General features: G+C 53.9%; 21 protein-coding genes. 11 read left to right on the plus strand and 10 right to left on the minus strand.

Annotated elements, in window-relative coordinates; translation table 11 throughout:
* The first annotated feature begins 157 nt into the window (after positions 1–157).
* The 7 genes from ACGHAD_RS04015 to ACGHAD_RS04045 all read left to right on the plus strand — a co-directional run bounded on the left by ACGHAD_RS04015 (position 158) and on the right by ACGHAD_RS04045 (position 9,270).
* Positions 158–1,126: a PstS family phosphate ABC transporter substrate-binding protein gene (locus ACGHAD_RS04015; protein WP_382413699.1), complete on the plus strand. Its 969-nt coding sequence runs from the start codon at positions 158–160 to the stop codon at positions 1,124–1,126.
* 164 nt (positions 1,127–1,290) lie between these two features.
* Positions 1,291–3,576 (plus strand): ABC transporter permease subunit, encoded by a 2,286-nt coding sequence (locus ACGHAD_RS04020; protein WP_382413693.1) that lies wholly within the window; start codon positions 1,291–1,293, stop codon positions 3,574–3,576.
* Positions 3,577–3,591: 15 nt separating this feature from the next.
* Complete coding sequence (gene pstA, locus ACGHAD_RS04025) at positions 3,592–5,259, plus strand: phosphate ABC transporter permease PstA (RefSeq protein WP_382413687.1); 1,668 nt, start codon at positions 3,592–3,594, stop codon at positions 5,257–5,259.
* Positions 5,260–5,419: 160 nt separating this feature from the next.
* Positions 5,420–6,184, plus strand: a complete 765-nt coding sequence (gene pstB, locus ACGHAD_RS04030; protein WP_339616583.1) for a phosphate ABC transporter ATP-binding protein PstB — start codon at positions 5,420–5,422, stop codon at positions 6,182–6,184.
* Positions 6,185–6,241: 57 nt separating this feature from the next.
* Entirely contained in the window at positions 6,242–6,976 is a 735-nt protein-coding gene (phoU, locus tag ACGHAD_RS04035; RefSeq protein ID WP_339616584.1) for a phosphate signaling complex protein PhoU, read from the plus strand.
* A 146-nt stretch (positions 6,977–7,122) separates the two neighbouring features.
* The gene (locus ACGHAD_RS04040) at positions 7,123–7,677 is read left to right on the plus strand and encodes a thioredoxin family protein (RefSeq protein ID WP_382413684.1); all 555 of its coding nucleotides are present in this window, start codon (positions 7,123–7,125) and stop codon (positions 7,675–7,677) included.
* A gap of 3 nt (positions 7,678–7,680) precedes the next feature.
* Entirely contained in the window at positions 7,681–9,270 is a 1,590-nt protein-coding gene (locus ACGHAD_RS04045) for a mechanosensitive ion channel family protein (protein WP_382413682.1), read from the plus strand.
* A 137-nt stretch (positions 9,271–9,407) separates the two neighbouring features.
* Here the strand turns inward: ACGHAD_RS04045 and purD are convergent, their stop codons facing one another.
* The 10 genes from purD to ACGHAD_RS04095 all read right to left on the minus strand — a co-directional run bounded on the left by purD (position 9,408) and on the right by ACGHAD_RS04095 (position 21,015).
* Positions 9,408–10,700 carry a phosphoribosylamine--glycine ligase gene (gene purD, locus ACGHAD_RS04050; protein WP_382413680.1) on the minus strand — a complete coding sequence of 431 codons (1,293 nt, stop codon included), beginning with the start codon at positions 10,698–10,700 and terminating at the stop codon, positions 9,408–9,410.
* A gap of 128 nt (positions 10,701–10,828) precedes the next feature.
* Positions 10,829–12,400, minus strand: a complete 1,572-nt coding sequence (purH, locus tag ACGHAD_RS04055; RefSeq protein ID WP_382413678.1) for a bifunctional phosphoribosylaminoimidazolecarboxamide formyltransferase/IMP cyclohydrolase — start codon at positions 12,398–12,400, stop codon at positions 10,829–10,831.
* 111 nt (positions 12,401–12,511) lie between these two features.
* A complete protein-coding gene (gene fis / locus ACGHAD_RS04060) occupies positions 12,512–12,829 on the minus strand; it encodes a DNA-binding transcriptional regulator Fis (RefSeq protein WP_382413676.1) in 318 nt (105 codons plus the stop codon).
* Positions 12,826–13,821 (minus strand): tRNA dihydrouridine synthase DusB, encoded by a 996-nt coding sequence (dusB, locus tag ACGHAD_RS04065; protein WP_339616489.1) that lies wholly within the window; start codon positions 13,819–13,821, stop codon positions 12,826–12,828. Before dusB ends, fis begins: the two co-directional genes overlap by 4 nt.
* Before the next feature lie 170 nt (positions 13,822–13,991).
* Positions 13,992–15,605 (minus strand): DUF3426 domain-containing protein, encoded by a 1,614-nt coding sequence (locus ACGHAD_RS04070; protein ID WP_382413674.1) that lies wholly within the window; start codon positions 15,603–15,605, stop codon positions 13,992–13,994.
* A 94-nt stretch (positions 15,606–15,699) separates the two neighbouring features.
* A complete protein-coding gene (prmA, locus tag ACGHAD_RS04075; protein WP_382413672.1) occupies positions 15,700–16,581 on the minus strand; it encodes a 50S ribosomal protein L11 methyltransferase in 882 nt (293 codons plus the stop codon).
* A 46-nt stretch (positions 16,582–16,627) separates the two neighbouring features.
* Positions 16,628–17,971 (minus strand): acetyl-CoA carboxylase biotin carboxylase subunit, encoded by a 1,344-nt coding sequence (accC, locus tag ACGHAD_RS04080; protein WP_339616492.1) that lies wholly within the window; start codon positions 17,969–17,971, stop codon positions 16,628–16,630.
* 63 nt (positions 17,972–18,034) lie between these two features.
* Positions 18,035–18,487 carry an acetyl-CoA carboxylase biotin carboxyl carrier protein gene (gene accB / locus ACGHAD_RS04085; RefSeq protein ID WP_382413669.1) on the minus strand — a complete coding sequence of 151 codons (453 nt, stop codon included), beginning with the start codon at positions 18,485–18,487 and terminating at the stop codon, positions 18,035–18,037.
* A 43-nt stretch (positions 18,488–18,530) separates the two neighbouring features.
* Positions 18,531–18,971 carry a type II 3-dehydroquinate dehydratase gene (gene aroQ, locus ACGHAD_RS04090; RefSeq protein ID WP_339616494.1) on the minus strand — a complete coding sequence of 147 codons (441 nt, stop codon included), beginning with the start codon at positions 18,969–18,971 and terminating at the stop codon, positions 18,531–18,533.
* Positions 18,972–19,260: 289 nt separating this feature from the next.
* Entirely contained in the window at positions 19,261–21,015 is a 1,755-nt protein-coding gene (locus ACGHAD_RS04095) for a protein-disulfide reductase DsbD family protein (RefSeq protein ID WP_382413666.1), read from the minus strand.
* 310 nt (positions 21,016–21,325) lie between these two features.
* Between ACGHAD_RS04095 and ACGHAD_RS04100 the strand changes: the two genes are divergently transcribed.
* The 4 genes from ACGHAD_RS04100 to ACGHAD_RS04115 all read left to right on the plus strand — a co-directional run bounded on the left by ACGHAD_RS04100 (position 21,326) and on the right by ACGHAD_RS04115 (position 26,107).
* On the plus strand, positions 21,326–22,030 hold the full coding sequence (locus tag ACGHAD_RS04100; RefSeq protein WP_339616496.1) for a hypothetical protein: 705 nt from the start codon (positions 21,326–21,328) through the stop codon (positions 22,028–22,030).
* A gap of 94 nt (positions 22,031–22,124) precedes the next feature.
* On the plus strand, positions 22,125–22,595 hold the full coding sequence (locus tag ACGHAD_RS04105; RefSeq protein ID WP_382413664.1) for a copper chaperone PCu(A)C: 471 nt from the start codon (positions 22,125–22,127) through the stop codon (positions 22,593–22,595).
* Positions 22,596–22,630: 35 nt separating this feature from the next.
* Positions 22,631–23,737, plus strand: a complete 1,107-nt coding sequence (locus tag ACGHAD_RS04110; RefSeq protein ID WP_382413662.1) for a DUF2333 family protein — start codon at positions 22,631–22,633, stop codon at positions 23,735–23,737.
* 18 nt (positions 23,738–23,755) lie between these two features.
* Complete coding sequence (locus ACGHAD_RS04115) at positions 23,756–26,107, plus strand: DNA polymerase II (RefSeq protein ID WP_382413660.1); 2,352 nt, start codon at positions 23,756–23,758, stop codon at positions 26,105–26,107.

The raw sequence follows: 26,107 nt of genomic DNA on the forward strand, positions 1-26,107 counted from the left end.
TTTTTGTGCTTGTAATTAGAGGTCAACAAGCGCTGCCGCTGAAATATGTCGGTTCGGTGACGGTTTTCTTACAGTCTGTCACATAACTGTCATACAGGGTCGCTAGAGTGCGCCCGAGATCAACATTTAACGGCTGTAATCAATTGAGGAGCGCTCCATGAACGTCACCACCTTTATTCGCGGCTTAGGCCTAGCCGGTGCTTTGCTTAGTACGGCGGCAGTAGCCGACCTAGATCCACAACTACCCGACTATGAGGCCGCCTCCGGCGTCTCTGGCAATGTGAATAGCATTGGCTCGGATACGTTGAATAACCTGATGACCTTGTGGGCCGAAGAGTACGCCAAATACTACCCCAACGTAAATATTCAAATTCAAGGGGCGGGTTCGTCAACTGCGCCGCCTGCGCTGACAGAAGGCACCGCTAATTTTGGCCCGATGAGCCGAGAGATGAAGGCCTCAGAGATTCAGTCATTCGAAGCGCACCATGGTTATAAGCCGACGGCGGTACCGGTTGCGATCGATGTGGTGGCCGTCTACGTAAATAAAGACAACCCTATTAAAGGCATGACAATGGCGCAGGTCGATGCCGTTTTCTCGGCTACCCGTTTATGCGGTTTCGGCGAAGATATTACCCGCTGGGGTGATCTCGGCCTTGACGGGGCTTGGAGCAACCGCGACTTTACCATTTACAGTCGCAACGCAGTCTCTGGCACCTATGGCTTTTTTAAAGACGTTGCACTGTGTGGCGGTGACTATAAAGCCAGCATCAACGAGCAGCCAGGTTCTGCCTCTGTGGTGCAGGGCGTTAGTGAGTCGATTAATGGTATTGGCTACTCGGGTATCGGTTACGTCACCTCAAGCGTGCGCGCTTTGCCGCTAGCGGCAGAGGAGGGGCAGCCATTCGCCCCGGCCGATGCCGCTCACGCCGCCGATGGCAGTTATCCAATGGCTCGCTTTTTGTATGTCTACGTTAATAAGCACCCTAATCGTCCGCTTAATCCGTTGCAGTCTGAGTTTTTAAAAATGGTTTTGTCTAAACAAGGGCAAGAGGTCGTGGTGCGCGATGGTTATATCCCGCTGCCAGCCACCGTTGCCAAGCGCGTTAGTACTGAGCTTGAGCTTTAAGTCGTTGTGTTAACCGTGACGGCAAGCCGCACCGCGTTAGAGCTTGCTGTCACGGCACTGTAACAAAACTGTCATTTTTCGTTGTTAGCATGCCGGCCAATTAACATAACAAGTGCCAACTGGGTCGGCCGGCCCGCTTTCTATCAGCATCAGGATTACGGACTATGAGTGAGATAACTCCAGCTGGGGCGGGGGGCGAGAGTCTAATGCCCAATGCCGAGCAGCGGGCCAGGCTGCGTAATATTCGTCGCCTGAAAGATAAATTTTCACGCTGGGGGGTCGCGAGTGCAGGCCTCGCCGTAGTTGGTGCACTGGGATTAATTTTCTTTTACTTGTTCTCTGAAGTGGCGCCACTATTAAAAAGTGCCGATGTCGAGGTGCTTGAACGCTATGATCACTCGCAAGTGACTGCGCTGGGAGATCCCGAACACTTGGTGTTAGAGCGTTACGAGCAAATTGGCGCCAGCTTTACCGCCGGTGGTGAAGTGCAATTTTTCTCGGCCGACAATGGAAGCGCACTAAGCGCTTACCAAGTGCCTCGTTCCGAGGGCGCGCAATTTTCGAGTCTGGGTTTTGGCACCCCGGTTGATGGCTTAGTCGCTTATGGCTACGACAATGGTCAGCTGGTGCTTAGTCAGCTGAACTATAAACTAAGCTACCCAAACGACACGCGCAAAATCACCCCCGAGCTAGTATACCCTTTGGGCGAAGAGCCAATTGTGATGGATAGCGAAGCGCGCGCACTGGCAACGGTTGCGGTGCAAAAGACGGCACGCGGCTATGCTCTGGCGGCTGCCACCGAGGACGGCCGCTTGCTGCTCGGTCGCTACACGACGCGAGAAAATATGATCACCGGTAAGGTGACGACCAGTGGTCGCGTAGACGCCTTGCCTGCACTGCCAAATGACGCAAAAGTGCGTTTTATCCAGCTGGATAAAACCGCGAGTCATCTGGTTATTGCCGATAATCAAGAGCGCTTGCATATTTACGACGTCGCCGATGCTACAGCGATGAGTTTGACCGAAACGGTCGCAACCGAGCGCGGCCAAGTGACGGCACTGCAATATTTGGTAGGTACGGGGTCGCTGGCGGTGGGGACTAATCAAGGCTCTGTCAGTCAGTGGTTGTTGGTGCGTGATCCGCAAAACACCTATCGCTTACAACCGGTGCGCGACTTTGAACCGCTGCCGGGTGCGGTCACAACCATAAGCCCGGAATACGCACGCCGTGGTTTTTTAGTCGGCGACGATCAGGGCACGGTGGGCATTTACTATGGCACGTCGTCGCGCACCTTAATGGTTAAGCCGATGACTGATGGCGCGATCGAGCAGCTGGCAATTTCACCCATCAATGGCAAGTTGCTAATTTACGATGCATCGGGCCAGTTGAGTGTCGCCAGTGTTTGGAATCAGCATCCCGAGGTGTCGTTCAGCTCGCTGTGGCAAAAGGTTTGGTATGAAGGGCGCTCCGAGCCCGAGTATGTATGGCAGGCGTCATCCGGTGGCGATGAGTTTGAGTCGAAAATGAGCTTGGTGCCGCTGTCATTGGGTACGCTTAAGGCCGCCTTTTTTGCCATGTTGTTTGCGATTCCCTTGGGTATCGCCGGTGCGCTTTATACCGCCTATTTTATGACCCCCAAAATGCGCGGTTTAGTAAAGCCATCCATCGAAATTATGGAGGCTTTACCGACGGTTATTTTGGGTTTTCTGGCCGGCTTGTGGCTCGCGCCATTTTTAGAAAATCACTTGCCTGCCGTCTTTAGCATCCTGATTTTTATGCCGATTATGATGGTGTTGGTGGGCTTTGCCTGGAGCCGTCTGCCGCAGAGTGTTCGGATGCGTGCCCCCGAGGGGTGGGAGGCGGCGATTTTGGTTGTGCCTATCTTGTTGACCGGCTGGTTCTGTATTGCTTTGAGCCCCCATGTTGAGGTGTGGTTTTTTAGCGGCAGCATGCGCCAGTGGTTTACCGATTACGGCCTTAACTATGATCAGCGCAACGCTTTAGTTGTCGGTATGGCGATGGGCTTTGCTGTGATCCCCACGATCTTTTCGATCGCCGAAGACGCCGTGTTTAATGTTCCGCGCCATCTTACTCAGGGCTCGTTGGCCCTAGGCGCCACTCGTTGGCAAACGGTGGTTGGGGTTGTGCTGCCCACCGCGAGCCCCGGTATTTTCTCGGCGGTGATGATGGGCTTTGGTCGCGCCGTGGGCGAGACCATGATTGTGCTGATGGCGACCGGTAATAGTCCGGTGGTGAACTTTAATATCTTTGAAGGTATGCGAACTTTATCGGCCAATATTGCGGTGGAGTTGCCCGAGACAGCGGTTGCCAGTACCCACTTTAGAGTGTTGTTCTTGGCCGCACTGGTGCTCTTGGCGTTGACCTTTATCGTCAACACTTGCGCTGAAATTATCCGTCAGCGCTTGCGCAAACGCTATAGCAATCTGTAACTGGGAGTCGAGGCAATGAAACATTGGTTAAAAAGTGGCGCTCCCTGGGTTTGGCTAAACGGCGGCGCCGTCGCGGTTTGTATGGTCATGGTGGTGGGGCTGATTGGTTTAATCGCTATTCGCGGTTTTGGACATTTTTGGCCCGCTGATGTTGTTCAGATGACGGTCGTTGAACGCGATGGTACATCGGTTGCCATTTTAGGCGAAGAAGTCCGCTCTGAGGTGGTTCCCGCCGCCTTGGTGCGGGGCGCCGGTTACAACGTGCCCGAGGCGCAAGAGCTGGTTACCCGTTACTTGGTGAAACAGGGTAATCGTGACATTAACGCCAGAGACTTTAACTGGTACCTGGATGTGGGCATGAGCGAGTGGCAGAAGCCGGAAAACGCTATGGTCATTGAGCGCCGTGAGTGGGGTAACTTTTACGGTTTTCCGGTGGCGCTGTTAGAAAACGGTGAGGTCATCGCGACTGCTCAAGATAATACCTTTTGGGATCAAGTGCAGCAGCGGGTGGCGCGCAGTGTTGCGCTGCACAATGAGATCCGCCACATAGAGAAAGTCGATATTGGCCGTATTAACCATAAGCTTGAGCGCATCCGCTTAGACCGCCGAGGGCTGGAGTTGGACGGCGCTGATTCGGCGCGCATGGCCGAGGCCGACGCCGAGTTTAGTGCGCTACGCGCCGAGCTAGATGAGCAGTACCGAGTGGTTAAAGCTGAGCGCGACGAGCTTTATCGCCAATTAAAGCGCGATACCCTAAAAGCACAAGTGGTCGATGGCCAAGCGGTGAGTATTGCGCTGCAAAACATTGTCCGTTTAACCCGCCCAAACGCTATGGGTGTTTTGGCCAAAATGGGGCAATACGTCGAGCGCTTCTGGGAGTTTTTATCGGACGAGCCGCGCGAGGCAAATACTGAAGGGGGGATTTTCCCCGCGATTTTCGGCACTGTCACCATGGTCATTGTAATGTCTATTATCGTTACGCCCTTTGGTGTGCTGGCCGCGATTTATTTGCGCGAGTACGCCAAGCAGGGACCGGTGCTGCGTGTTATCCGAATATCCGTGTATAACTTGGCCGGTGTGCCATCCATTGTTTACGGTGTATTTGGCTTGGGCTTTTTTGTGTATTTTTTAGGGGGAAGCCTCGATGAGTTGTTTTACCGAGAGTCGTTGCCCGCGCCCACCTTTGGTACGCCAGGCTTGTTTTGGGCCTCATTGACGTTGGCGTTGCTCACTTTGCCGGTGGTGATTGTCTCCACAGAAGAGGGGCTATCCCGGATCCCGACCACTATTCGCCAAGGGTCATTGGCGCTGGGTGCGACTAAGGCGGAAACCTTGTGGAAGGTGGTGGTACCGCTGGCCACACCGGCGATGATGACAGGCCTGATTTTAGCCATTGCCCGCGCCGCAGGTGAAGTGGCGCCTTTGATGTTGGTTGGCGTGGTAAAGCTGGCTCCCTCGCTACCGCTTGATGGCAATTACCCTTACTTGCACTTGGATCAGAAAATCATGCATTTGGGTTTTCATATTTACGACGTTGGCTTTCAAAGTCCAAACGTCGAGGCCGCCCGCCCGCTGGTGTACGCTACCGCGTTGACCTTGGTAATGCTGATTATTGTCTTGAACCTTGCAGCTATTCGTATTCGTAACAGTCTGCGCGAGAAGTACCGCAGCGCGTCCGATTGATAACGGGAGTGATATCATGTTAGAACCAAGCGATCTTGTCGAGCCTAATGAAGCGTCAGTTCCGGGTGCGGATGCGCAGAGTATGGAAAGAGAATTGCACGAACCTGGCGCGAGTACGCCGCCATATAAGCAGACCTTTGATCAGGCAGAACCTTCAGCTATGGAAAACGAAACAATTAAACTTGAGGTCGAAGACCTAAAGCTTTATTACGGCAACGATCAGGCGCTAAAAAATATTAGCCTGCAAATACCGGAAAAAAAAGTAACGGCTTTTATTGGTCCGTCTGGTTGTGGTAAGTCGACGTTGTTGCGCTGTTTTAACCGCATGAATGACTTGGTTGATAGCTGTCGTATCGAGGGAAAGATCTTACTGGACGGTGAAAATATTTATGATGCATCGGTGGATGTCGCCGAGCTGCGCCGCCAAGTGGGCATGGTTTTTCAAAAACCGAACCCGTTTCCCAAATCTATTTATGAAAATGTTGCCTATGGTTTGCGGTTACAGGGTGTTAAATCCAAGCGCACACTCGATACCGTGGTTGAGAACTCGTTGCGCGGTGCGGCTTTGTGGGATGAGGTAAAAGACCGTTTGCACGACAATGCCTTTGGCTTGTCTGGCGGTCAGCAGCAGCGTTTGGTGATTGCTCGCGCTATTGCTATTGAGCCGGAGGTGATTTTGCTGGATGAGCCAGCCTCGGCCCTTGATCCTATCTCAACCCTAAAAATCGAAGAGTTGATTTACGAGTTAAAAGACAAGTACACCATTGTGATTGTCACTCATAATATGCAGCAAGCCGCTCGGGTATCCGATTACACTGCCTTTATGTACATGGGTGACTTAGTCGAGGTGGGCGATACCGATACCCTGTTTACCAACCCGACTCAGAAACAAACCGAAGACTATATTACTGGCCGATACGGCTAGTGTGGGCGCGCAAGTGCGCGTGTAAATGGCTTTATTACGGAGTAACCGGCTATGGCTATGGATATTACCAGTCATACACACCATATTTCCCAGCAGTTTAATATCGAGCTGGATGATATAAAAACCCACCTATCAGAAATGGGGGGGTTGGCCGAGCGTCAGGTCAATGACGCTATTATGGCGATGATTGATGTCGACGTCGAAAAAGCGGAGCAGGTTGTCCGTGGTGACCACAAGGTCAATTCGATGGAGGTTTCCATTGATGAAGAGTGCGTGCGTATTCTTGCCAAGCGCCAACCAGCCGCCGGCGACTTGCGCTTGGTTATTGCGGTGACCAAAGCGATTACGGATCTGGAGCGGATTGGCGACGAGGCTGCAAAGATTGCGCGACAAGCGATGGCGCTGGGCCGTGACGGTGCGGCTCCCCGTGGTTATGTCGAAATGCGCCATATCGGCGAACATGTCTCGCGTATGCTGCACGACTCTTTGGATGCGTTTGCTCGGCTGGATCTTGATGTGGCCCTGAAAGTTGTCCAGACCGATCGCACCGTTGATCTGGAGTACAGCACGGCAATGCGCGAGATGATCACTTATATGATCGAAGATCCGCGCAGTATTACCCGTGTGCTGAATATTATGTGGTCGCTACGCGCGCTGGAGCGGATTGGCGATCACGCGCGCAATATTGCACAGTATGTTGTGTACTTGGTTATGGGTGCCGATGTACGTCACGGCAGTATTGAGGAGATTGAAGAACAGATTCAACTGGAGCAAGATGATTCCGGGGCTTAGCTCAGCCCTAACGCTGTAACAGGCTGTCTGGGCGATGATCCACCATGATTGCAAGGGTGGGGTAGAGTCGTTTTTTTGCACAGGTTTTACATTGAGGGCCTCACGCGCTTTAATGGCACTGTGCAAATAACAGAAGGAAGTATTTTATGGCTCGTACCCCCTCCAATATGTTGCCACTGGGCACCGCTCTGCCCGAGGTAGAACTACCCGACGGCGCCGGTGATTTGTGCAATATCGCGGCAAATTTACGCACTAATGGCTTGCTGGTGATGTTCATCTGTAATCATTGTCCGTTTGTCCTACATATCGCGGACTTTCTTGCCCCTCTGGCCCGCCAGCTGGCGCAACAAGGTATCGGCTGTGTCGCCATTAGCTCGAACGATGTCAGCAACCATCCAGAGGATGCGCCTGATAAGATGGTAGCATTCGCCGCCAAGCACAACTTCCCATTTCCCTACCTTTATGATGAGTCGCAGGCGGTGGCCAAAGCTTTTGATGCCGCTTGTACACCTGATTTTTATCTGTTTGATGGCGATAAGAAGCTCGTTTATCGCGGTCAGGTAGACGACGCCCGGCCCGGTAACGATGCTCCGGTTGATGGCCATAGTTTGTTGGCGGCCGCCCACGCGCTGGCACAGCAAGAGCCCGTAGCGGCCGAACAGAAACCCAGCTTAGGGTGCAATATCAAATGGAAGGGTTAGTCATTGAGCGCGAAAGTAGCCTGGCTATTGCTGGCGGTCTATGGGTTTGCATGGGCTAGTGCCCACGCCCAAGACGTTACGCTAAAGGATTTAGTAGAGTCGAACGCTGAAGCGGCCGAAGAGGCCGCACAAGTACAGCGTGACCAGCCGATGGCAACGCCCTTGGGCGCAGTGCTATTGATTCGCGATGCCGGCCGACAGCAGCAGTGGGAGCGTATGGCCGAGTACGCGGACTTTCGCTATTTAGATCCCGCTATTATTGATGAAGGCCCCGCCGTTTTGATGCGTAAGCTCGCCGTGGTGTGGGAGCAGTATCAAATACTAGACTTGCCCAATCTGAATGACACCGAACAAGGCAACCTTAACGATGGCCTGCCCCCGTACCGTGAGCGCCTAGGGAGCTTACGGGAAGGCTCGACCCACTATGACATCTTGTTGCAGCGCGTACCCGATGGCAAAGGCAACCAACTCTGGAAAATATCAAACGCAACGGTGGCGCAAATACCGCAGCTTTGGCAAAAGTTTGGTTACCCGCCGCAGCTAGAGCGGTTAGAGCGATGGCTGCCAGAGTTTCGCCTGTTTCACATGCATAACTGGCAAGTATTGATGCTGTTTGTATTGGTGCTGGTGGGGTGGTTGGTTAGCGGCGTTATTCGGTGGATTTTGCTGAAACTAATGACGCACTTCTCGGTTTATGGCGACACGATGCAGCAGTTGGTGCGCCAGCCGCTGCGGCGGTTTCTGTTTTTTTGTTTCCTTAACTGGGGTGTTTATCAGCTGGGGCTGCCGCTTAAAGTTCGGGTGATATTTGACTCGGGTTTTTTAGCTTTTTTAGCCGGTATGTTTTTGGTGCTTGGGATTGTGGAGTTTGTTAAGGCGGTATATATAGCGCGCTCGATCGCCAAGGATGAAAGTTACTCTGAGGGTTTTGTGCGCCCCCTGGTGACCATTGTTAAAGTGTTGGTGGTGATTTTCGCCGTTTTATTATGGCTACAAAATGCCGGTTATAACATGGCGACGATATTAACGGGGCTGGGCATTGGCTCGCTGGCGATAGCATTAGCGGCGCAAAAAACTTTAGAAAATATTTTTGGTGCATTTACGTTGTTTGTGGCCCGTCCGATAAAGCTCGGTGATTTTTGTCGTTTTGGTTCGATTGTTGGCACCGTTGAAGAGATCGGCTTGCGCTCCACCATGCTGCGTAAACTCGATCGGACTTTGGTAAGTGTGCCCAACTCCATTTTCTCGGTCGAGGTATTAGAAAACCTCTCTGAGATCGATCAGCGTTTATACCGGCAAAGCTTTTGTTTATCGGCCGAGGCTGAAAGCGATAAGATCGCATCACTATTGGCAGATATGAACGCCGTGTTAGAGCAGCACGATCAGGTGCTAGAGATCTCGCGGCGGGTGCGATTTGAGCAAGTAACCCGCGAAGGGTTTGTGGTTCAGGCAAACGCCTATATTGATACCAGTGATTTTAATGTGTTTTTGGCGGTGGCCGAACAACTAAATTTGCAGCTGTTGGCAACCGTAGAGCAACATGGCATTGCACTGGCGCATTGGTTGCCGGAATTACCGCAAAACGAAAGCTAGCGTGTTACTGGCAATGTTTGAAGATACAAATCAATGTTTGATGATACAAATGATGAAGATATAAAAAAGCCCCGATAATCGGGGCTTTTTTATAATGGTGCCAAAAAGTGCAGGGAGTTTTCTCTTTGGCGGGCGAGTTATTCCCCTTGCTGCTCCCTTGCAATGGCCCGATAGGCAATGTCGCTGCGGTAGTTGACGCCGTTCCAGGTGATTTTTTCGGCGAGCTTATAAGCGCGTTCTTGTGCCGCTTTAACAGAGTCGCCCAATGCGGTTGCACACAGAACCCGACCACCGTTGGTGACTATGTCATCCCCGTTGCGCGCTGTGCCGGCATGAAACACCTTTTCGCCTGCCGTTTCAGTGGTGGGCAGGCCCGAAATCGCGTCGCCTTTAGGGTAGCTGGCAGGATAGCCGCCAGCGGCCAATACCACGCCGACGGAAGCGCGTTGGTCCCATTCGACAGTTGCTTTGTCAAGCTCACCGTTAAGGGCGGCTAGGCAGAGTGACACCAAATCAGATTGCAAGCGCAACATGATTGGCTGTGTTTCAGGGTCGCCAAAACGACAGTTGTACTCAATCACTTTAGGTGCACCGCTGGCATCGATCATTAATCCCGCGTATAAAAAACCGGTGTAGCGATTGCCCTCGGCCGCCATGCCTTTCACTGTGGGGTAAATGACCTCGTCCATAATGCGCTGGTGCACCGCATCGGTTACTACGGGGGCGGGAGAATAAGCCCCCATGCCGCCGGTGTTCGGGCCAGTGTCGCCGTCGCCCGCGCGTTTGTGGTCTTGGCTGGTGGCCATCGGCAATACATTTTCGCCGTCGACCATCACAATAAAGCTGGCTTCTTCTCCGCTGAGAAACTCTTCGATCACCACCCGACAACCGGCATCGCCAAAAGCGTTGCCCGATAACATATCGCGCACAGCAGCCTCGGCTTGCTCAAGGGTTTCGGCGACAATTACACCTTTACCGGCAGCAAGGCCATCGGCTTTAACGACAATCGGTGCGCCTTTTTCCCGTAGATAGGCGAGTGCTGGCTCGACTTCGGTAAAGTTTTGGTAGGCGCCGGTAGGAATTTTGTGACGCTCTAAAAAGTCTTTAGTGAAGGCCTTTGAGCCCTCCAGTTGCGCCGCGCCTTTAGTGGGGCCAAAGCAGGCCAGGTCGCGCTCGGTAAAATAATCTACTACGCCTTCAACCAAAGGTACTTCGGGGCCGACGATGGTCAGTGCGACTTCTTCGGTTTTAGCGAACTCCGCCAGCGCGGCAAAGTCCAGCACATCGATATCGACGTTCTTTAGCTTATCATCCAGTGCAGTACCAGCGTTGCCTGGTGCTAGGTACACGGTTTCTACTTGTTGACTTTGCGCTGCTTTCCAAGCCAGGGCGTGCTCGCGGCCACCGCCGCCAATGATCAGAATATTCATTTTTTTACGGTAAACGGGGAGCGGTAAACGGAAAACGCCGTTACCGCTCAACCCTTCCTCCCACTCAGTTCAAAAGTTCAAAGAGTGGACGAGGGGCGTTCGCCGTACCCCGTCCACCGTTAGCCGTTTTAGTGCCGGAAGTGACGCATGCCGGTAAAGACCATCGCGATTCCGGCTTCATTGGCGGCGGCGATTACTTCGTCGTCGCGCATGGAGCCGCCGGGTTGAATGACCGCTGCGATGCCCGCGGCAGCCGCGTTCTCGATGCCATCGCGAAATGGAAAGAATGCGTCTGACGCCATTACCGAACCCGGCACAGCAAGGCCGGCATGTTCTGCTTTAATACCGGCGATACGAGCTGAGTTGACGCGGCTCATTTGGCCGGCACCAACGCCGACGGTGGCGCCGTCTTTACCGTAGACAATGGCGTTGGACTTAACCATTTTTGCCACTTTCCAGGTGAACAGTAAATCGCGCATTTGCGCTTCGGTAGGTACCTGTTTGGTCACGACTTTTAAGTCTGCTGCGCTGACGGTGCCGTTGTCACGATCTTGAACCAGCAGGCCACCGGAAACACGCTTGTAGTCGTAATCGGCTGGGCTTTGGCCCCACTGGCCACACTCTAGTAAACGAACATTCTTTTTCGCGCTCACGGCTTCAACCGCGGCCGGCTCAATACTCGGGGCAATAATGACTTCGACAAACTGCTTGTCGACAATAGCTTTGGCGGTAGCGGCGTCGAGCGGGCGGTTAAAAGCGATGATGCCGCCAAAAGATGATTCGGGGTCGGTCGCAAAAGCGCGCTCGTAAGCTGCCTGTAAACTATCAGCGCTGGCCACACCGCAAGGGTTGGCATGTTTTACAATGACACAGGTGGGGGCATCAAACAGTTTAACGGTTTCCAGCGCGGCATCTGTGTCGGCAATATTGTTGTAAGACAGTTCTTTGCCCTGCAGTTGTTTGGCGGTTGCAATCGTACCGGCCGCTGGATTTTTTTCGACAAAAAACGCGCTTTTTTGATGGGAGTTTTCACCGTAGCGCAAGGTTTGTACTTGGTGAAATTGGCTGTTAAACGTGCGCGGGAAGTCGTCGCTGCCGCCCTCTACCATACGGCCAAAATAGTTGGCGATGGCGCCGTCGTAGGCGGCGGTGTGCTCGTAAGCTTTTATGGCTAAATCGAAGCGAGTTTTGTAGGTGGTGGCGCCGTCGTTGGCTGACATCTCGGCTAAAATTTTGCCGTAGTCGGCAGCGTTAACCACAATGTTAACCCACGCGTTGTTTTTGGCTGCTGCCCGCACCATGGTTGGGCCGCCAATGTCGATATTCTCAATGGCATCTTCGAGGCTGCAATCGGGGTTGGCTACGGTGTTCTCAAATGGGTATAAGTTCACCACGACCATGTCGATACCGCCGATACCATGCTCGCTCATTACCGCGTCGTCTTGGCCGCGACGGGCCAGAATGCCGCCGTGAACTTTGGGGTGCAACGTTTTCACGCGGCCGTCCATCATCTCGGGGAAACCGGTGTAATCGGACACTTCGACTGCGGGGATATCGCTGTCTTTAAGTAAGCGGTAAGTGCCGCCGGTAGAGAGAATTTCAACACCTTGCTGATGCAGGGCACGGGCAAAATCTACAATGCCTGTTTTATCGGAGACGCTGATCAGGGCGCGTTTTACAGGCGCGAGGTCGGTAGTCATGGGGACGCTTCCAGTTGTCGTTAAGCTGAGGTCTTTAAAAACAAATTGTTAAAAACAAAAAAAGGTGGCCTGTAGCCACCCTTGGGTGCCATAGGCACCAATTATCTTTGCTTACAGTAAGCCGTACTGCTTAAGCTTTTTGCGTAAAGTGCCACGGTTTAAACCCAGCGCTTGTGCTGCGCGAGTTTGGTTGTGACGGGTGTACTTTAATACCACCTCGAGTAAAGGCGCCTCGACCTCGGCCATTACCATGTCGTAGACATTGCTAACAGGCTGTCCATCTAAATGCTGGAAGTAATTTTCCATGGCTTGCTCGACACTGCCGCGCAATGACTGCGCTTGAGTCGCGGGTGCCTGTTGTGGTTGTGCGCCCAAGGACTCTTTGGGAGTCATCGATGCATCGGTGATAAAAGTTTCTACTGAATTCATGCCGCTTTTTCCTCTCTTTCTAACAGCTGTTCGAAGTAATCCCGAACACTGGCATATTGATCTTGGGCGTTTTCTAACTGGTTGAACGTAGCGCGAAACGGCCCGCTGTCGGGCAGTGTTTGCAGGTACCAGCCGAGGTGCTTGCGCGAGATACGCGGCCCCATGACTGGACCGTAAAATTCGGCCAGCTCCCCCAAATGGGTACAAAGAATATCCCTGATTTCACTCAGGGGTGGTTCAGCTAACAGCTCGCCAGTACGCAGGTAGTGGTCAATCTGTTTAAAAATCCAAGGGCGCCCTTGCGCGGCGCGCCCGATCATAACGGCTTGTGCGCCTGTGTGTTGCAGCACTTGCTGTGCTTTGGGCGCCGTGTCGATATCGCCGTTGCACAGCACCGGAATATTGATGTTTTGTACAACCTCGGCAATCGTGTCGTACTCGGCCTGGCCGCCAAAACGGCAGGCCCGGGTGCGGCCGTGTATGGCCAGCGCTTTAATACCGCAACTTTCGGCGAGCTTGGCAATGGTAACCGCATTGCGCTGGTCCGGGCTCCAGCCGGTGCGTATTTTTAGTGTTACAGGTACCGTAACGGCTGATACTACCGCTTGTAATATATTTGCTACTAAGGCTTCGTCGCGCAGTAATGCTGAGCCGGCGGCTTTTTTACAAACTTTTTTTGCCGGGCACCCCATATTGATGTCGATGATCTGGGCGCCGTTATCTACGTTAAGACGGGCGGCCTCAGCCATCATCGCCGGATCGGCGCCAGCTATTTGCACCGCAATAGGGCCTGTTTCGCCGCGATGATCGAGCCGCTGGCGGCTTTTGCGGCTATGCCAGAGCGTTGCATCAGAGGTGACCATCTCCGAGATTGCGAGCCCTGCACCTTGTTGCCGGCAAAGCTGGCGAAAGGGGCGGTCAGTAACGCCCGCCATAGGCGCTAGCACTACAGGAACATCGATTTGATAAGGGCCAATCTGGAGCACTGTCAACTACCTTACCGACGGTTCTGTCTAAAGCGATACGTTAATTTCTAGCGGCAGGGCCGGTCGAAAAAGGCTGGCTATGATACCTTTTTGCAACCGGATTGGGAACGCAGAATTCACACAGATTGGCTTTTTTTTAAGCGAATTTTGCTCTTTAGCCGGCGTGGGTGAATTCTCTAAGGAATAACTAAGCTGTAATTGACTGCCTCTGGGCCGGGGTCGGAAAGCTCCAGGCTCAGGTGAACTGGTTGGTTAGACGGCATAATGGTGCGGCCTGTTAGCTCGCCCCGCAAGTACTCTTTAGGGGTGAAAACACGTGAGGCGACCGGCCTGTCGTTGATGTCGCTAAAGGTTAGCTGCAGGGCTGGGTAGGGCTGCTTAAAGTCGGCGCTGTTGAGAATAATAGCGTCTATCATCAGTGCTCGCGATTGCTCTGGGTGCTGCCGTACCACTAGGTTAAACGCGCGGACTTTGCTGGTGTCCCGTAAGGTGGGTAACTGGCATCCAATCAGGCTGCAAACGCTTTGATAGTAGCTCCGGTAGGGTTCAATACGACTGTAGCGGTCAAACTGCAACCAGGCGATTTGCGCGGCAAGGCCCAGCGCTGCCAGCAGGCACAGGCCGCCCCAGATTAAGCGCTTGCGCCACGGATGGTGGTGGGAGCCCGCCATTTCTACCGGCTCGGGGTCGATTCCCATCAGCAGCGCGCTGCGCTCGCTGTCATAAGCGCGGAGTTGCCCGCCAAACCTCGTCGCCTCTTGGCTGCTGTCTTCCTCGTCAGAGTCGTCCGCGTGCAAATAAAAACGTGGTGCGGGGGCGGCGCTGGGTGGCTTCTCAGGTGGAGGCTCGAGCGGCTCCTCTGGTGCGACTAGCTCTGTGCTTGCACTGTGCTCGTTGGCTGCGTAATTGTCGATAAACGCATCAGTATCGCGCTGCTCGTTATTTTCTTGAGGGGTGACGGTAACCGGCTGCTCGCCCCGGGTGATACTGAGGGGGTTGTCAAAGCTGTCGCTGGTTTTTGTTGGTACTGGCGCGTCGTCGTCTAGTAGATTTTCGGCCCATGACTCGTCGCTGGTGTCGACAAACTCTTCGCCGCGGTGCTCAATTCTTCGCTCAAACAGTGAGTGGCTGCTGTCGCTGGGAGCGACGTATAGATCGCTGTCAGGCTCGGTGCTTGGGTTGTCCATGTCATCGCTGATCAGCACATCGTCGTCGAGCTCGCTCTCAAGGTCGATCTGCGCTTGATCGAAGCGCAGTAAGCCTTCTTGGCTGGCGCTCGGGGTCAGCTCTTGCTCGCTAACGTTGATTGTGTGCTCGGACGATGTGGGTTTTACACTTATGTCGGGCGTCTCGTCGAGAGTCTCCGTTTTGCGCGACGATGTGTCTTGCTCGTGCGGCGCTGCTGTAGCTGTGGGCGAGGCGGCGGGGCGAGGTGCGGTATCGTTATGCGGTTTAGCCTCTGACTGGGAGTCTGCCGTGATTTGGCGCGCAGAGCTTAGTGCCTGTGTGGTTTCGGGTTTGGTTGCGCTCGCCGGCTGCACTTCAAGCTCCGGCTCACTGTTGATGGGCAGTTGCGCTTGGGTTGGTGGGGGCGTTTGCGGCGCGCGCTTGGCGGCTTTTTCGCGTCGCTCTGTGGGCTTGGGGTTACCGCCCTCAATCAGGTTTTGCTCAGCGTTAAAAATATGCAAGCAAGAGCCGCAGCGCACAGCGCCGCGGGCTTTTTGAATTTGCGCAGGCGTAATCCGAAACGACGTACTGCACTGCGGGCAGCGGGTAACCAGTTGGGTCATAGCTAACGCGTTTTCCTTGCTGTCGCGGGAGAGCCTCCCGAGCACACTAGAGCCAGTTTAATCGCAAAGTGTGCACGGGTAAATGCGCCACAGTTTAGCGAATTTTGGTGCCGGTAATACGAACCCATTCGTCTTTTTGGGCGACTGGGTCAAACACAAAATTGTCAGCGTAGGCTGCCATTACCGCGTCTGCCTGCGTCGCCAAAATGCCCGAGAGGCATATTTTGCCATCGCGGCGCGTTAAGGCAGATAGCTGTGGCGCAAGCTCTGCAAGGGGGCCGGCGAGTATGTTGGCCAGGACGATATCGACCGGCTCATTGGGTGCCTGAGGTGGCAAAAACACTGGCATGGCGTTTTCGGCCAGCTGGTTGCGCTGCGCGTTGTCGCTGGTGGCAAGCAGCGCCTGTGGGTCGATGTCGACCCCGACGACTTTGCGCGCGCCAAGCTTGAGCGCCGCAATGCCGAGAATCCCCGAGCCGCAGCCGTAATCCACCAAGTGTAAATCGTCTAGAGTTTGCCCATCCAGCCACTGCATACACAAAAAGGTGGTGGGGTGGGTGCCCGTGCCGAATGCCAGGCCTGGGTCGAGCAGAATGTTAACTTTATCGGGCTCTGGTGGTGCGAGCCAGCTGGGGCAGATCCATAGACGCTCACCGCAGCAGATAGGATGGTAGTTACTCATCCATTCCCGCTCCCAGTCTTTGTCTTCCAACTGCTCCCACTGGTGTTCGGGCAGCGCTTGATTAAACCGCGCTGTAATTTGCTCGGTGGTGTTGCGGGTATCGATGTCGGCATCGAATAGTCCGGTGATGCGCACTTGATCCCACAGCGGAGTTTCACCCAGGCCAGGCTCCAAAATGGGCTGGTCGGCGTTGTCCTGCAGGGTGACGCTGACGGCGCCGGTATCGAGCAAGGCGTCTTCAAGTTTGGCTGCCTGCTCGCGCACAGTGTTGAGTTTAATTTGTAACCAGGGCATGACAGTCCAGAGGCTTGGGGTCCGGCGGGTGCCGGACCTTGCGGGTTTAACCTTCGAGCTTTTTCTCGAGGTAGTGAATGTTGACACCGCCTTCGCGGAACGCCGGATCGCGCACCAAACGCTGTTGCAACGGAATGTTGGTGCGAATACCGTCAATAACGGTTTCTTCCAACGCATTGCGCATACGGTTGAGGGCGATGGTGCGATCTTCACCGTGAGTAATGATTTTGGCGATCATTGAATCGTAGTTGGGCGGTACGCTGTAGCCACTGTAAAGGTGAGAGTCAACTCGCACCCCAAATCCGCCCGGCGCATGAAAATTATTGATGGTGCCGGGGCAGGGCATAAAAGTTTTGGGGTCTTCGGCGTTAATACGGCACTCAAAAGCATGGCCGCGGATCACCACGTCCTCTTGTTTGATTGAGAGCTTCTCGCCAGCGCAGACGCGGATTTGCTCGCGAATAATATCGATGCCGGTCACCATCTCGGTTACTGGGTGCTCGACCTGAACGCGGGTGTTCATCTCGATAAAGTAAAAGCGACCGTCTTCGTACAAAAACTCAAAGGTGCCCGCGCCTTTGTAACCGATATCGATACACGCTTGCACACATGCCGCAGCGGTAGACTCGCGAACATCCTCTGGGATGCCGGGGGCTGGAGCTTCCTCTAACACCTTTTGATGGCGGCGTTGTAGCGAGCAATCGCGGTCCCCTAAGTGTATCGCGCTGCCCTGGCCGTCGGAAAGAATTTGAATCTCGACGTGACGTGGGTTTTGCAGGAATTTTTCCATGTAAACTGTATCGTCACCAAAGGCGCCTTTGGCCTCGCTTTGGGTGATATGGATAGAGCTCATGAGTGACGCTTCGGTGTGCACTACGCGCATCCCGCGCCCGCCGCCACCGGCCGCAGCCTTAATGATGATGGGGTACCCGATTCGCTTGGCGATAGCCTGACAGGTGTCGCGATCCTCGGTTGGCAGTGGGCCGTCTGAGCCGGGCACTGTAGGCACCCCGGCTTTTTTCATGGCGGCAATCGCGGCCACTTTGTCGCCCATGACACGGATAACGTCGGGATCCGGGCCAATAAACACAAAGCCGCTTTTTTGTACTTGCTCGGCAAAGTCAGCGTTTTCGGCTAAAAAGCCATAGCCTGGATGAACCGCCACTGAGTCGGTTACTTCCATCGCGCTGATAATAGCGGGGATGTTTAGATAGCTTTGCGGTGACGGGTTAGGCCCGATGCAAACAGACTCGTCGGCCAGTCGCACGTGTTTTAAGTCGCGGTCGACCTGCGAGTGTACCGCGACGGTTTTAATGCCCATTTCTTTACAGGCGCGCAAAATCCGCAGTGCAATTTCACCGCGGTTTGCAATTAATATTTTCTCAAACATACACCAACTCCTCGTGTTTTATCGGCACGCTAGTGCGTAAATAGCTGCGCTTCACAATCGTACTTAGACGATGGTTACCAAGGGTTGGTCAAACTCTACCGGCTCGCCGTCTTCAACCAGAATGGCTTCGATAACGCCAGCCTTGTCGGCTTCGATTTGGTTCATCATTTTCATGGCTTCAATAATGCAAATAACGTCGCCGGCTTTTACGTGTTTGCCCACTTCCGCAAAGGCTGGAGAACCCGGGCTTGGCGAACGGTAAAAGGTGCCTACCATGGGGGATTTGACTAAATGGCCCGAGGGCGCCTCTGGCTCGGCCGCAGCAGGGGCGGCGGCCGGTGCGGCTGCAGGGGCCGGTGCGGCAGGCGCCGGCGCGTACATTTGTGGTTGCGCAACGGCGGCGTGAGTGGAGTTGCGGCTGATGCGCACTGACTCTTCGCCTTCTTTAATTTCCAGCTCGCCGATATCAGACTCTTCCAGCAGCTCAATCAATTTTTTAATTTTACGAATATCCATGTGGCCCTCTCTTAATATACGGGATTCAATTCAAGTATTAGCGTTACTGTGAGCAGCGAGTAAGCGCCGCAGTTAGCGCAAGCTCGTAGCCCTCGGCGCCAAGGCCGCAAATAACGCCCTCGGCAATATCAGAAAAATATGACGTGTGCCTAAACTCTTCGCGTCTATACACGTTAGAAATGTGCACTTCTATAAACGGAATGCCCACCGCCAGTAGGGCGTCACGCAGGGCGACGCTGGTGTGGGTGAAAGCGGCGGGATTAAAGATAATAAAATCCACGCCTTCTGAGCGCGCTTCGTGTACGCGGTCGATTAGCTCGTACTCGGCGTTGCTTTGCAGGCTTAGCAGGTGGTGGCCCTGCTGCTGACAGATCTCACTCAGACGTTGGTTGATATCATTGAGTGTAGTGGCTCCGTAGACGCCCGGCTCACGAGTTCCCAGTAAATTGAGATTGGGGCCGTGTAACACCAGTATGCTCGCCATGGGTAATCCTTCGCTGGCTGTGCCAAGAATGACCGAGGTTGCCCTCAGCCGCGTATAAGGCGCGAGTTTGCCGTAAAAAAGTGTATGTGTCCATGATGTGCCGGTATTTTTCTCGAATTCCCGAAAAATGTCGACACGTTTGCCGCCGTTAGTAGGTTTTTGTCGGCAGCTGGCTAATTGTTGGGCGGCAAGACGCGTCAGTTTTTGCACGATAGTGCCTTTTGCCAGCGGGTTACCCGCGATTTGACGTAAGGTTGTGCAAGTTCGTCAAATGAGCGGCTAAAGTCAGTTAAGTATTGCCTTTCGTCGGGTAGCTGCTCCTAAACTCATCCAGCAAGTGCTTTTTGCGCAATAGTTGTGGAAGAATAATGGCTTTCTCGGAGCTGCCGGGGGCAAACCATAGGTAAAGTGGCACGCCGCTGCGCTGATACTCATTTAACAGTTTGGTGATAGCCGGGTCGCCGTTGGTCCAGTCGCCTTTTAAGGTGGCAATGTTGTAATTGTTAAAGGCTTGTTTGATCTCCTCGGTGCCAAGTACCACTGCTTCGTTGGTCAGGCAGGTGACGCACCAATCAGCGGTTAAATTGACAAATACACCGCGCCCTTCGGCGCGCAACTGTGCGAGCGTCTCGGCGTTGTACGGTTGCCAGTGATCGGTGCTGACGTTACGGTAGCCGGTCGATTTAATGGCGACAAAAGGTAGCATTAGCGCGATGGCTACCAGGGATATGGCTGCCGCATTGACGGCTATGCGCGCGCCCGCGCCTGACGGGCGGTGCTGGTGGAGCCAAGTGGCAAAGCCAAACAAGAGTGCGCCGAGCAGTAAAATGACAATAGCGTCGCTACCGGCTTGGTGGCCGAGCACCCACAATAGCCAAAGTGCGGTAAGGTAAATTGGAAAGGCGAGCAGCTGCTTTAATGTGTCCATCCAGGGGCCTGGCGAGGGCAGGTGACGCATTAAGGCAGGAACGTAGCACAGCACCAGTAAGGGCAACGCCATACCAAAACCCAGCGCCATAAACACCAGCAGCGCGGTGGCCGCCGGTTGAGTTAATGCGTAACCCAGTGCGACTCCCATAAATGGCGCGGTACATGGGCTGGCGACAACAGCCGCCAGCACCCCGGTAAAAAATGAACCGGTCATGCCGTTGCTTTGGGTTAAGCGTTGGCCCACGCCCATTAAGCTGTTGCCCATGTTGACTAGACCGGACAGCACCAGCCCCATGAGTACAAACAAGTACACCAGTGCGGCGATTACCAGAGGAGATTGCAACTGGAAGCCCCAGCCGGCTGCTTCGCCGCTGGCCCTAGCAATAAGCAACAGCGCGGCAAAGCCGGCAAAACTTGCCAGAATGCCCGCCGTGTAGGCCCAGCCGTGGTGGTGGGCGCGCTGGCGGTCAGCGCCGGTTAAGCTTAGTACTTTAATGGACAAAACCGGAAACACGCAGGGCATTAAGTTAAGAATAACGCCGCCGGCTAGGGCAAGCAGTAATATCGCCCAAAGGCCTGCGCTGCTGCCGGTGTCTGAGCTGGCTGCGCGATTGTCGGCATTGCTCGCGCCACTTTCGAAGGCGGCGGCATCGATGGGGTCGGCCGAACTATCGGTTGGGTCGACGTGTAAGTAGTTATCATAAGGTGGGTAGCACAATCCTGCCTCTGCGCAGCCCTGCGAGCGTATCTTTAGGTTGAATGGCGCGGTGTCGGCGCTGAGTGGCACGGTGAGTGTTGCCGAGCCAAAGTGCAACGCCATGTCTTTTTCAAAGTATTCGTCGTATTTTTTGATGCTGTCGGAGAATTCGGGAGTGAGCCGGACCCCTGTGTCGGTGGTCAGAGCAAACTGTTCTTGATAGAGGTAGTAGCCCGGCTCAACGTCCCAGTGCAATATGAGTGAGCCATCGCGCACCCAGGTGCTGAGCATATAAGCTTCGGTGACGGGCAAAAATTCGGGCTCAGCTTCATCGTCTTGTGGTCCGATGCTCAGGCCGCTGGCCGGGCTGGCGGATTTAGGCGGCACTAGTTCAATGGTGTCAGCGCCGTGAGCCATAACGGCGGTACAGAGCGTGAATAGCAGTAACAACTGGTGGGCAGTAACCAGGAGGCGGCGGAGTAAGGAGTCAGTCATTACGTTATTGTGGCTCGCAAATATGGATTGGGTGAATGTAGGCGTCTATTCTCGCGCTGGACGCGATGTTTTACAAATGTCGCCGTGTGATGTGGGTAAAAAGATGAGACCGTGTCGGCAGCATCCAGTTCCGGCGCGTTGCCGCCAAGGGGCGAGACCGGCTACACTGGTTCAGATTGATTTAGCCTGAAAAAACCAACACATTGGGCGTAGCAGCGGAGACCCGGTCGTAATGAAGTGTATTAGTACTCTGGCGGTATTGTGTGCATTGCTGATGGCGGGGTGCTCGACCACTGCCCCACCGCAACCTAAGCAGAGCCGCGAGCCGGTCGCGGTTAAGCCAACGGTTAGCCCGGCCGAGCAGCGTGCGCGGATGATTGCCCGGTTGTTATCGCGTGCCGAGCGAGCCTTGGCCCGAGACCGTTTGTTAATGCCCGCGTATGACAATGCCTATGACCGCTATGCCAGTGTGCTGCAGCTAGATCCGGATAACGAAGCGGCCGAGCTGGGGATGCAAGCGATTGTTTTACGCTATTTAGCCATGGCTCGCGACGCCGCGCAGCGCAGCCGCTATCAAGAGGCGCACCGTTATCTGGATCGGGCGGCGACGGTGTTGCCGGATAATGCCGCCGTTAGCGCTATGATTGACGAGCAGCGCGAGCAAACCGTGGAACCGCAGACGCCCGTGGTGGCCGATAACGCCGTACTCCTTAATGCCGGCGAGCTGCAGGCTCGTACCGCTACCGTTAAGGCGCAATTGTCTGATTTAGCGTTGCGCGCGCGTCGTGACGAGCAAATGGTGCTGATTGTTACCGGCACTGATGCTCAGGGACGTTGGGTGTATCAAACCATGCGCGAGGCGGTAAAAGGGTATTTGCTGCGCGCTGATATTAAAGTGGGTTCGCCCGCGCGAGTTGAGTTTTTATCGCCGCCGTAGTTTTGGTTGTTATGCCTGCGCCCACGCGGGTCGGTATCGTGCGTCAGCTTTGGCGCAACCCTTAAAAGTATCATTGTGAGCTGAGTGTCCAGAGATGCCAATAACCGTAAGATTTTTAGCTGTATTATTTGTGTTTGTTCTGTCGCCCGCCCACGCCGATCAAGCGCCACCAGCATCGGTCAAGGCAACGGAGGCCGTGGTGCAGTTGCCGATTCCCGGTACTCATAATAGTGCCGTCTTTATGCGATTGCACAATGTTGGCAAAACGCCTTTAACGCTGGTGGGGGTGAATACCACAGCGGCGGCAAAAGCGCAGCTACATTCGCACACCAGTGTTGATGGTATGATGCGGATGCGGCCCGTAGAATCGCTCGCCTTAGCCCCGGGGCAGACACAGGTGTTTGAATCGGGCGGTTATCACATCATGTTGTTTGACGTGCAGGCCGAGCTCGCCAGTGGCGATAGCGTCGATTTAACCCTCGAATTTGCCGGCGGCGCGACCAAAACTGTGCAAGCGGTTGCTAAGAGTCGGTACGATAATGCCGACCATTCACATCATCACTGATGCCCCGATCGATCCCCAATAGGAGTGTGCCGATAATGGAAAGTCTAGGACGAACCTGGCGTAAGTTGACGCGTCGCAACAACTCGGTGAGTGACACATCGAGTGTCGATGAGGCGGAAACGACGAGTTCTGACAGCTCGGATGATAGCGAGCGCGGTTCAGCTCGCTGGGGCTGGTTATTGCTGCCGCTTTTGCTGCTGCTATTGGTATTGCTGGCGCTGGGGTGGTATTGGAGTTGGATGCCGCCGAGCTTTAATGTTGGCGCTCGTGCCGAGGTCAAGCTGGAGCAAATGAATCGCTCGCCAGTGGTAGGGGCGGCAACCACAATAACCTTAATGGAGGTCGCGGGAACTTTACTTGATAAGCCCGGTGGCTATCTCAGCAACGATGTTACCCCGCCTTCTTGGTGGTTGGATAACATGCCTAACTGGGAGTATGGCGTGTTGATTCAAGTTCGGGATATGAACAAGGCGATGCGTGAGGCATTTAGTCGCTCGCAATCACAATCGCTAGAAGATGAAGACTTGGCGCTGGCCGAATCGCGGTTTAACTTTAATAACGATAGCTGGCTGTTTCCGCCCTCGGAGAAGCAATATCGACAAGGTATTTCGCATTTGCAAGCCTATTTAGATCGGTTAACGGACCCTGCCAACCAAGATGCGCAGTTTTTTGCCCGTGCCGATAACTTACGTTATTGGTTGTCGACGGTTGAGACCCGGCTGGGTAACTTGTCGCAGCGCTTAAGCGCCAGCGTGGGGCAACAGCGGCTTAATACAGATCTGGCCGGTGACAGTGCTGCCAGTGCTGCAACCCCTAAACCACATGATAACTATGTGAAAACGCCATGGCTAGAGATAGACGATGTGTACTATGAAGCGCGCGGAGCTTCGTGGGCGCTAATGCATTTATTGCGTGCCGCGGAGAAAGACTTTTCGGATATTTTAGTTAAGAAAAACGCCTTGGTTAGTCTGCGGCAAATTATTCGTGAGCTGGAGGCGACCCAGCACACGATTTATAGTCCGATGATTTTAAATGGCAGTGGTTTTGGCATGCTGGCTAATCACTCGTTGGTGATGGCCTCGTATATTTCGCGCGCTAACGCCGCAATTATTAACTTGCGAGAGTTACTCGAGCAAGGTTAACCCTGTACTTGGCGCGCCATGTTTAACGCTTTTTTATTGACGCGCGGCTGGCGCGATACCCCCAAGGGGTTAGAGTTAGAGTTTCATTGGGCCACCGACTCGGGTGCGGTGTGCACCCGCTTTACTGAGCAAGAAGCCGTTTTTTTTATCGCTACCCGCAAGCTCTCGCAGGCGTTAGAAATCTTGCAATCATTGAGCGGTTGGCGTCACCGAGATTTACCCCTAAAAACCCGTGACGGCAAAGCGGTTACCGCACTTTATTTTCGTACTATGGGAGACGCCCGCGAAGCCGAAAAGCGTTTAACCTCGCACACTATCCCTTGCTGGGAGGCCGATATTCGCCCGCCCGAGCGTTTTTTGATGGAGCGTTTTATAACCGCGGCCGCTTGTATAGATGCGGTGCCCGGTAAGCCTCGCACATTGTTTAACCCCAAGCTCGCGCCCGCTGATTTTCGACCCAAGTTACGTTTGGCCTCCATTGATATCGAAACCACGATGGATGCCAAAACACTGTATTCCATCGGTGTTTATTCTGCGCAAACCCGCTGTGTGTTTATGGTGGCGGAGCAGACATCTACCCAGGTGCTAGACGATGGCACCAGCTTAATCGGGTGCGTGGATGAAAAGGCTTGTTTGCAAAAATTTCTCGCTTGGTTAAAGGAGGAAGATCCCGATGGCCTGATCGGATGGAATGTTGTGCAGTTTGATTTGTGGGTGCTGTGCGACATTGCCGCACGCCTTAAGTTGGTGCTTGATATAGGGCGCGGTGGGGCGCGTCCATTTTGGCGGCAGGAAAAAGGTGAGGGCGGGCGCCGATTTGTGTCGATACCGGGGCGTGTCGTGCTCGACGGTATTGAGCTTTTAAAACAGGCCAATTATCAGTTTGATAGTTTTGCGTTAAATAATGTCGCCGCCGAGTTGTTGGGTGAGGGTAAGTTGTTACACGGTGCTGATCGCGGCGAGGATATCACTCGGTTGTTTCATGCGGATAAGTCGGCGCTGGCGCGCTACAACCTAAAAGATTGTCAGCTCGTATGGGATATTTTTGCCCAGCAAGAGCTGCTGGAATTTGCGATAGAGCGCAGTCAGCTTACCGGGTTGTTGCTCGATCGGATTGGCGGCTCGGTGGCGGCATTTGAATACAGCTATTTGCCACGACTGCATCGCAACGGTTTTATTGCCCCTAACCTCGGAGAGCTGCGCTCGGACATTGTCAGCCCCGGCGGTTTTGTGATGGACTCCGACCCGGGAATATACCAACATGTTTTAGTGTTGGACTTTAAAAGCCTGTACCCGAGTATTATTCGTACGTTTTATATCGACCCCTGTGCTTTTTGGTGCGCCGAGCAATCGACGACTAAACGACACTTGGTGGCGGGATTTAACGGGGCATCGTTTGATCGCGATAAAGCAATTCTGCCGGATATGATTGAGTCTCTGTGGCAGGCGCGAGATCGGGCGAAAGCGGGCAATAATACGCCCTTATCTTACGCGATAAAAATTATTATGAACTCGTTTTACGGTGTGCTGGGCTCTACCGGCTGCCGCTTTTTTGACCCGCGGGTGGCCAGCTCTATTACTCTACGCGGGCACGATATTATTCAATCGAGTAAGCGCTGGATTGAGACTCAGGGTTATAAAGTGATTTATGGGGATACCGACTCGGTGTTTGTCTGGCTGTGTACGGACGCTCCGATGCCCGACGAGGAAGCCGCCGGCGTAGGTCGACATTTGGCCGAAGGATTAAATGTTTGGTGGCAAGAAAAGCTCCAGGATGAGTTTGGTATTGAAAGCGCTTTAGAAATTGAATTTGAAACTCACTATAAAAAGTTTTTAATGCCTACTGTGCGCGGCTCCGATGAGGGTAGCAAAAAACGTTATGCCGGGTTGGTGGGTAAGGCCGGTGCCGAAACTCTGGTGTTTAAAGGGTTGGAATCGGTGCGCACCGACTGGACATTGTTGGCGCGTGAGTTTCAACATGAACTGTACCGCCGGGTATTTGCCGACGAGCCCTATCAAGCTTATGTGCAGCAGTGTGTGCGCGCTTTGATGCTGGGCGAGAGTGACGATAAGCTGGTGTACAAAAAACGTTTGCGCCGACGCTTAAGCGATTATCAAAAAAATGTGCCGCCCCATGTGCAAGCTGCGCGCAAACAAAAAGAGTGGGGGCTGGGGGAGTTAAAACGCGGCGATTGGGTCAGTTACGTGATTACCCTACAGGGCCCCGAGCCGGTCCCGGGGCGGCGCAGCGAGCTCGACTACGAGCACTACCGAACTCGGCAACTGGCCCCGGTGGCCGATTCTATTTTGTATTTTTTGAATGACTCGCTGGCAGCGATTACCGATCGGCAAATGTCGCTGTTCGGTTAA

The organism is Gilvimarinus japonicus (genome assembly GCF_042847215.1).
Taxonomy (GTDB): Bacteria; Pseudomonadota; Gammaproteobacteria; order Pseudomonadales; family Cellvibrionaceae; genus Gilvimarinus; species Gilvimarinus japonicus.

Coding starts and splice junctions, on each gene's coding strand:
- ACGHAD_RS04015 (WP_382413699.1), top strand. CDS start 158: ATGAACGTCACCACCTTTATTCGCGGCTTAGGCCTAGCCGGTGCTTTG.
- ACGHAD_RS04020 (WP_382413693.1), top strand. CDS start 1,291: ATGAGTGAGATAACTCCAGCTGGGGCGGGGGGCGAGAGTCTAATGCCC.
- pstA (WP_382413687.1), top strand. CDS start 3,592: ATGAAACATTGGTTAAAAAGTGGCGCTCCCTGGGTTTGGCTAAACGGC.
- pstB (WP_339616583.1), top strand. CDS start 5,420: ATGGAAAACGAAACAATTAAACTTGAGGTCGAAGACCTAAAGCTTTAT.
- phoU (WP_339616584.1), top strand. CDS start 6,242: ATGGATATTACCAGTCATACACACCATATTTCCCAGCAGTTTAATATC.
- ACGHAD_RS04040 (WP_382413684.1), top strand. CDS start 7,123: ATGGCTCGTACCCCCTCCAATATGTTGCCACTGGGCACCGCTCTGCCC.
- purD (WP_382413680.1), bottom strand. CDS start 10,700: ATGAATATTCTGATCATTGGCGGCGGTGGCCGCGAGCACGCCCTGGCT.
- purH (WP_382413678.1), bottom strand. CDS start 12,400: ATGACTACCGACCTCGCGCCTGTAAAACGCGCCCTGATCAGCGTCTCC.
- fis (WP_382413676.1), bottom strand. CDS start 12,829: ATGAATTCAGTAGAAACTTTTATCACCGATGCATCGATGACTCCCAAA.
- ACGHAD_RS04070 (WP_382413674.1), bottom strand. CDS start 15,605: ATGACCCAACTGGTTACCCGCTGCCCGCAGTGCAGTACGTCGTTTCGG.
- prmA (WP_382413672.1), bottom strand. CDS start 16,581: ATGCCCTGGTTACAAATTAAACTCAACACTGTGCGCGAGCAGGCAGCC.
- accC (WP_339616492.1), bottom strand. CDS start 17,971: ATGTTTGAGAAAATATTAATTGCAAACCGCGGTGAAATTGCACTGCGG.
- accB (WP_382413669.1), bottom strand. CDS start 18,487: ATGGATATTCGTAAAATTAAAAAATTGATTGAGCTGCTGGAAGAGTCT.
- aroQ (WP_339616494.1), bottom strand. CDS start 18,971: ATGGCGAGCATACTGGTGTTACACGGCCCCAATCTCAATTTACTGGGA.
- ACGHAD_RS04095 (WP_382413666.1), bottom strand. CDS start 21,015: ATGGCTCACGGCGCTGACACCATTGAACTAGTGCCGCCTAAATCCGCC.
- ACGHAD_RS04100 (WP_339616496.1), top strand. CDS start 21,326: ATGAAGTGTATTAGTACTCTGGCGGTATTGTGTGCATTGCTGATGGCG.
- ACGHAD_RS04105 (WP_382413664.1), top strand. CDS start 22,125: ATGCCAATAACCGTAAGATTTTTAGCTGTATTATTTGTGTTTGTTCTG.
- ACGHAD_RS04110 (WP_382413662.1), top strand. CDS start 22,631: ATGGAAAGTCTAGGACGAACCTGGCGTAAGTTGACGCGTCGCAACAAC.
- ACGHAD_RS04115 (WP_382413660.1), top strand. CDS start 23,756: ATGTTTAACGCTTTTTTATTGACGCGCGGCTGGCGCGATACCCCCAAG.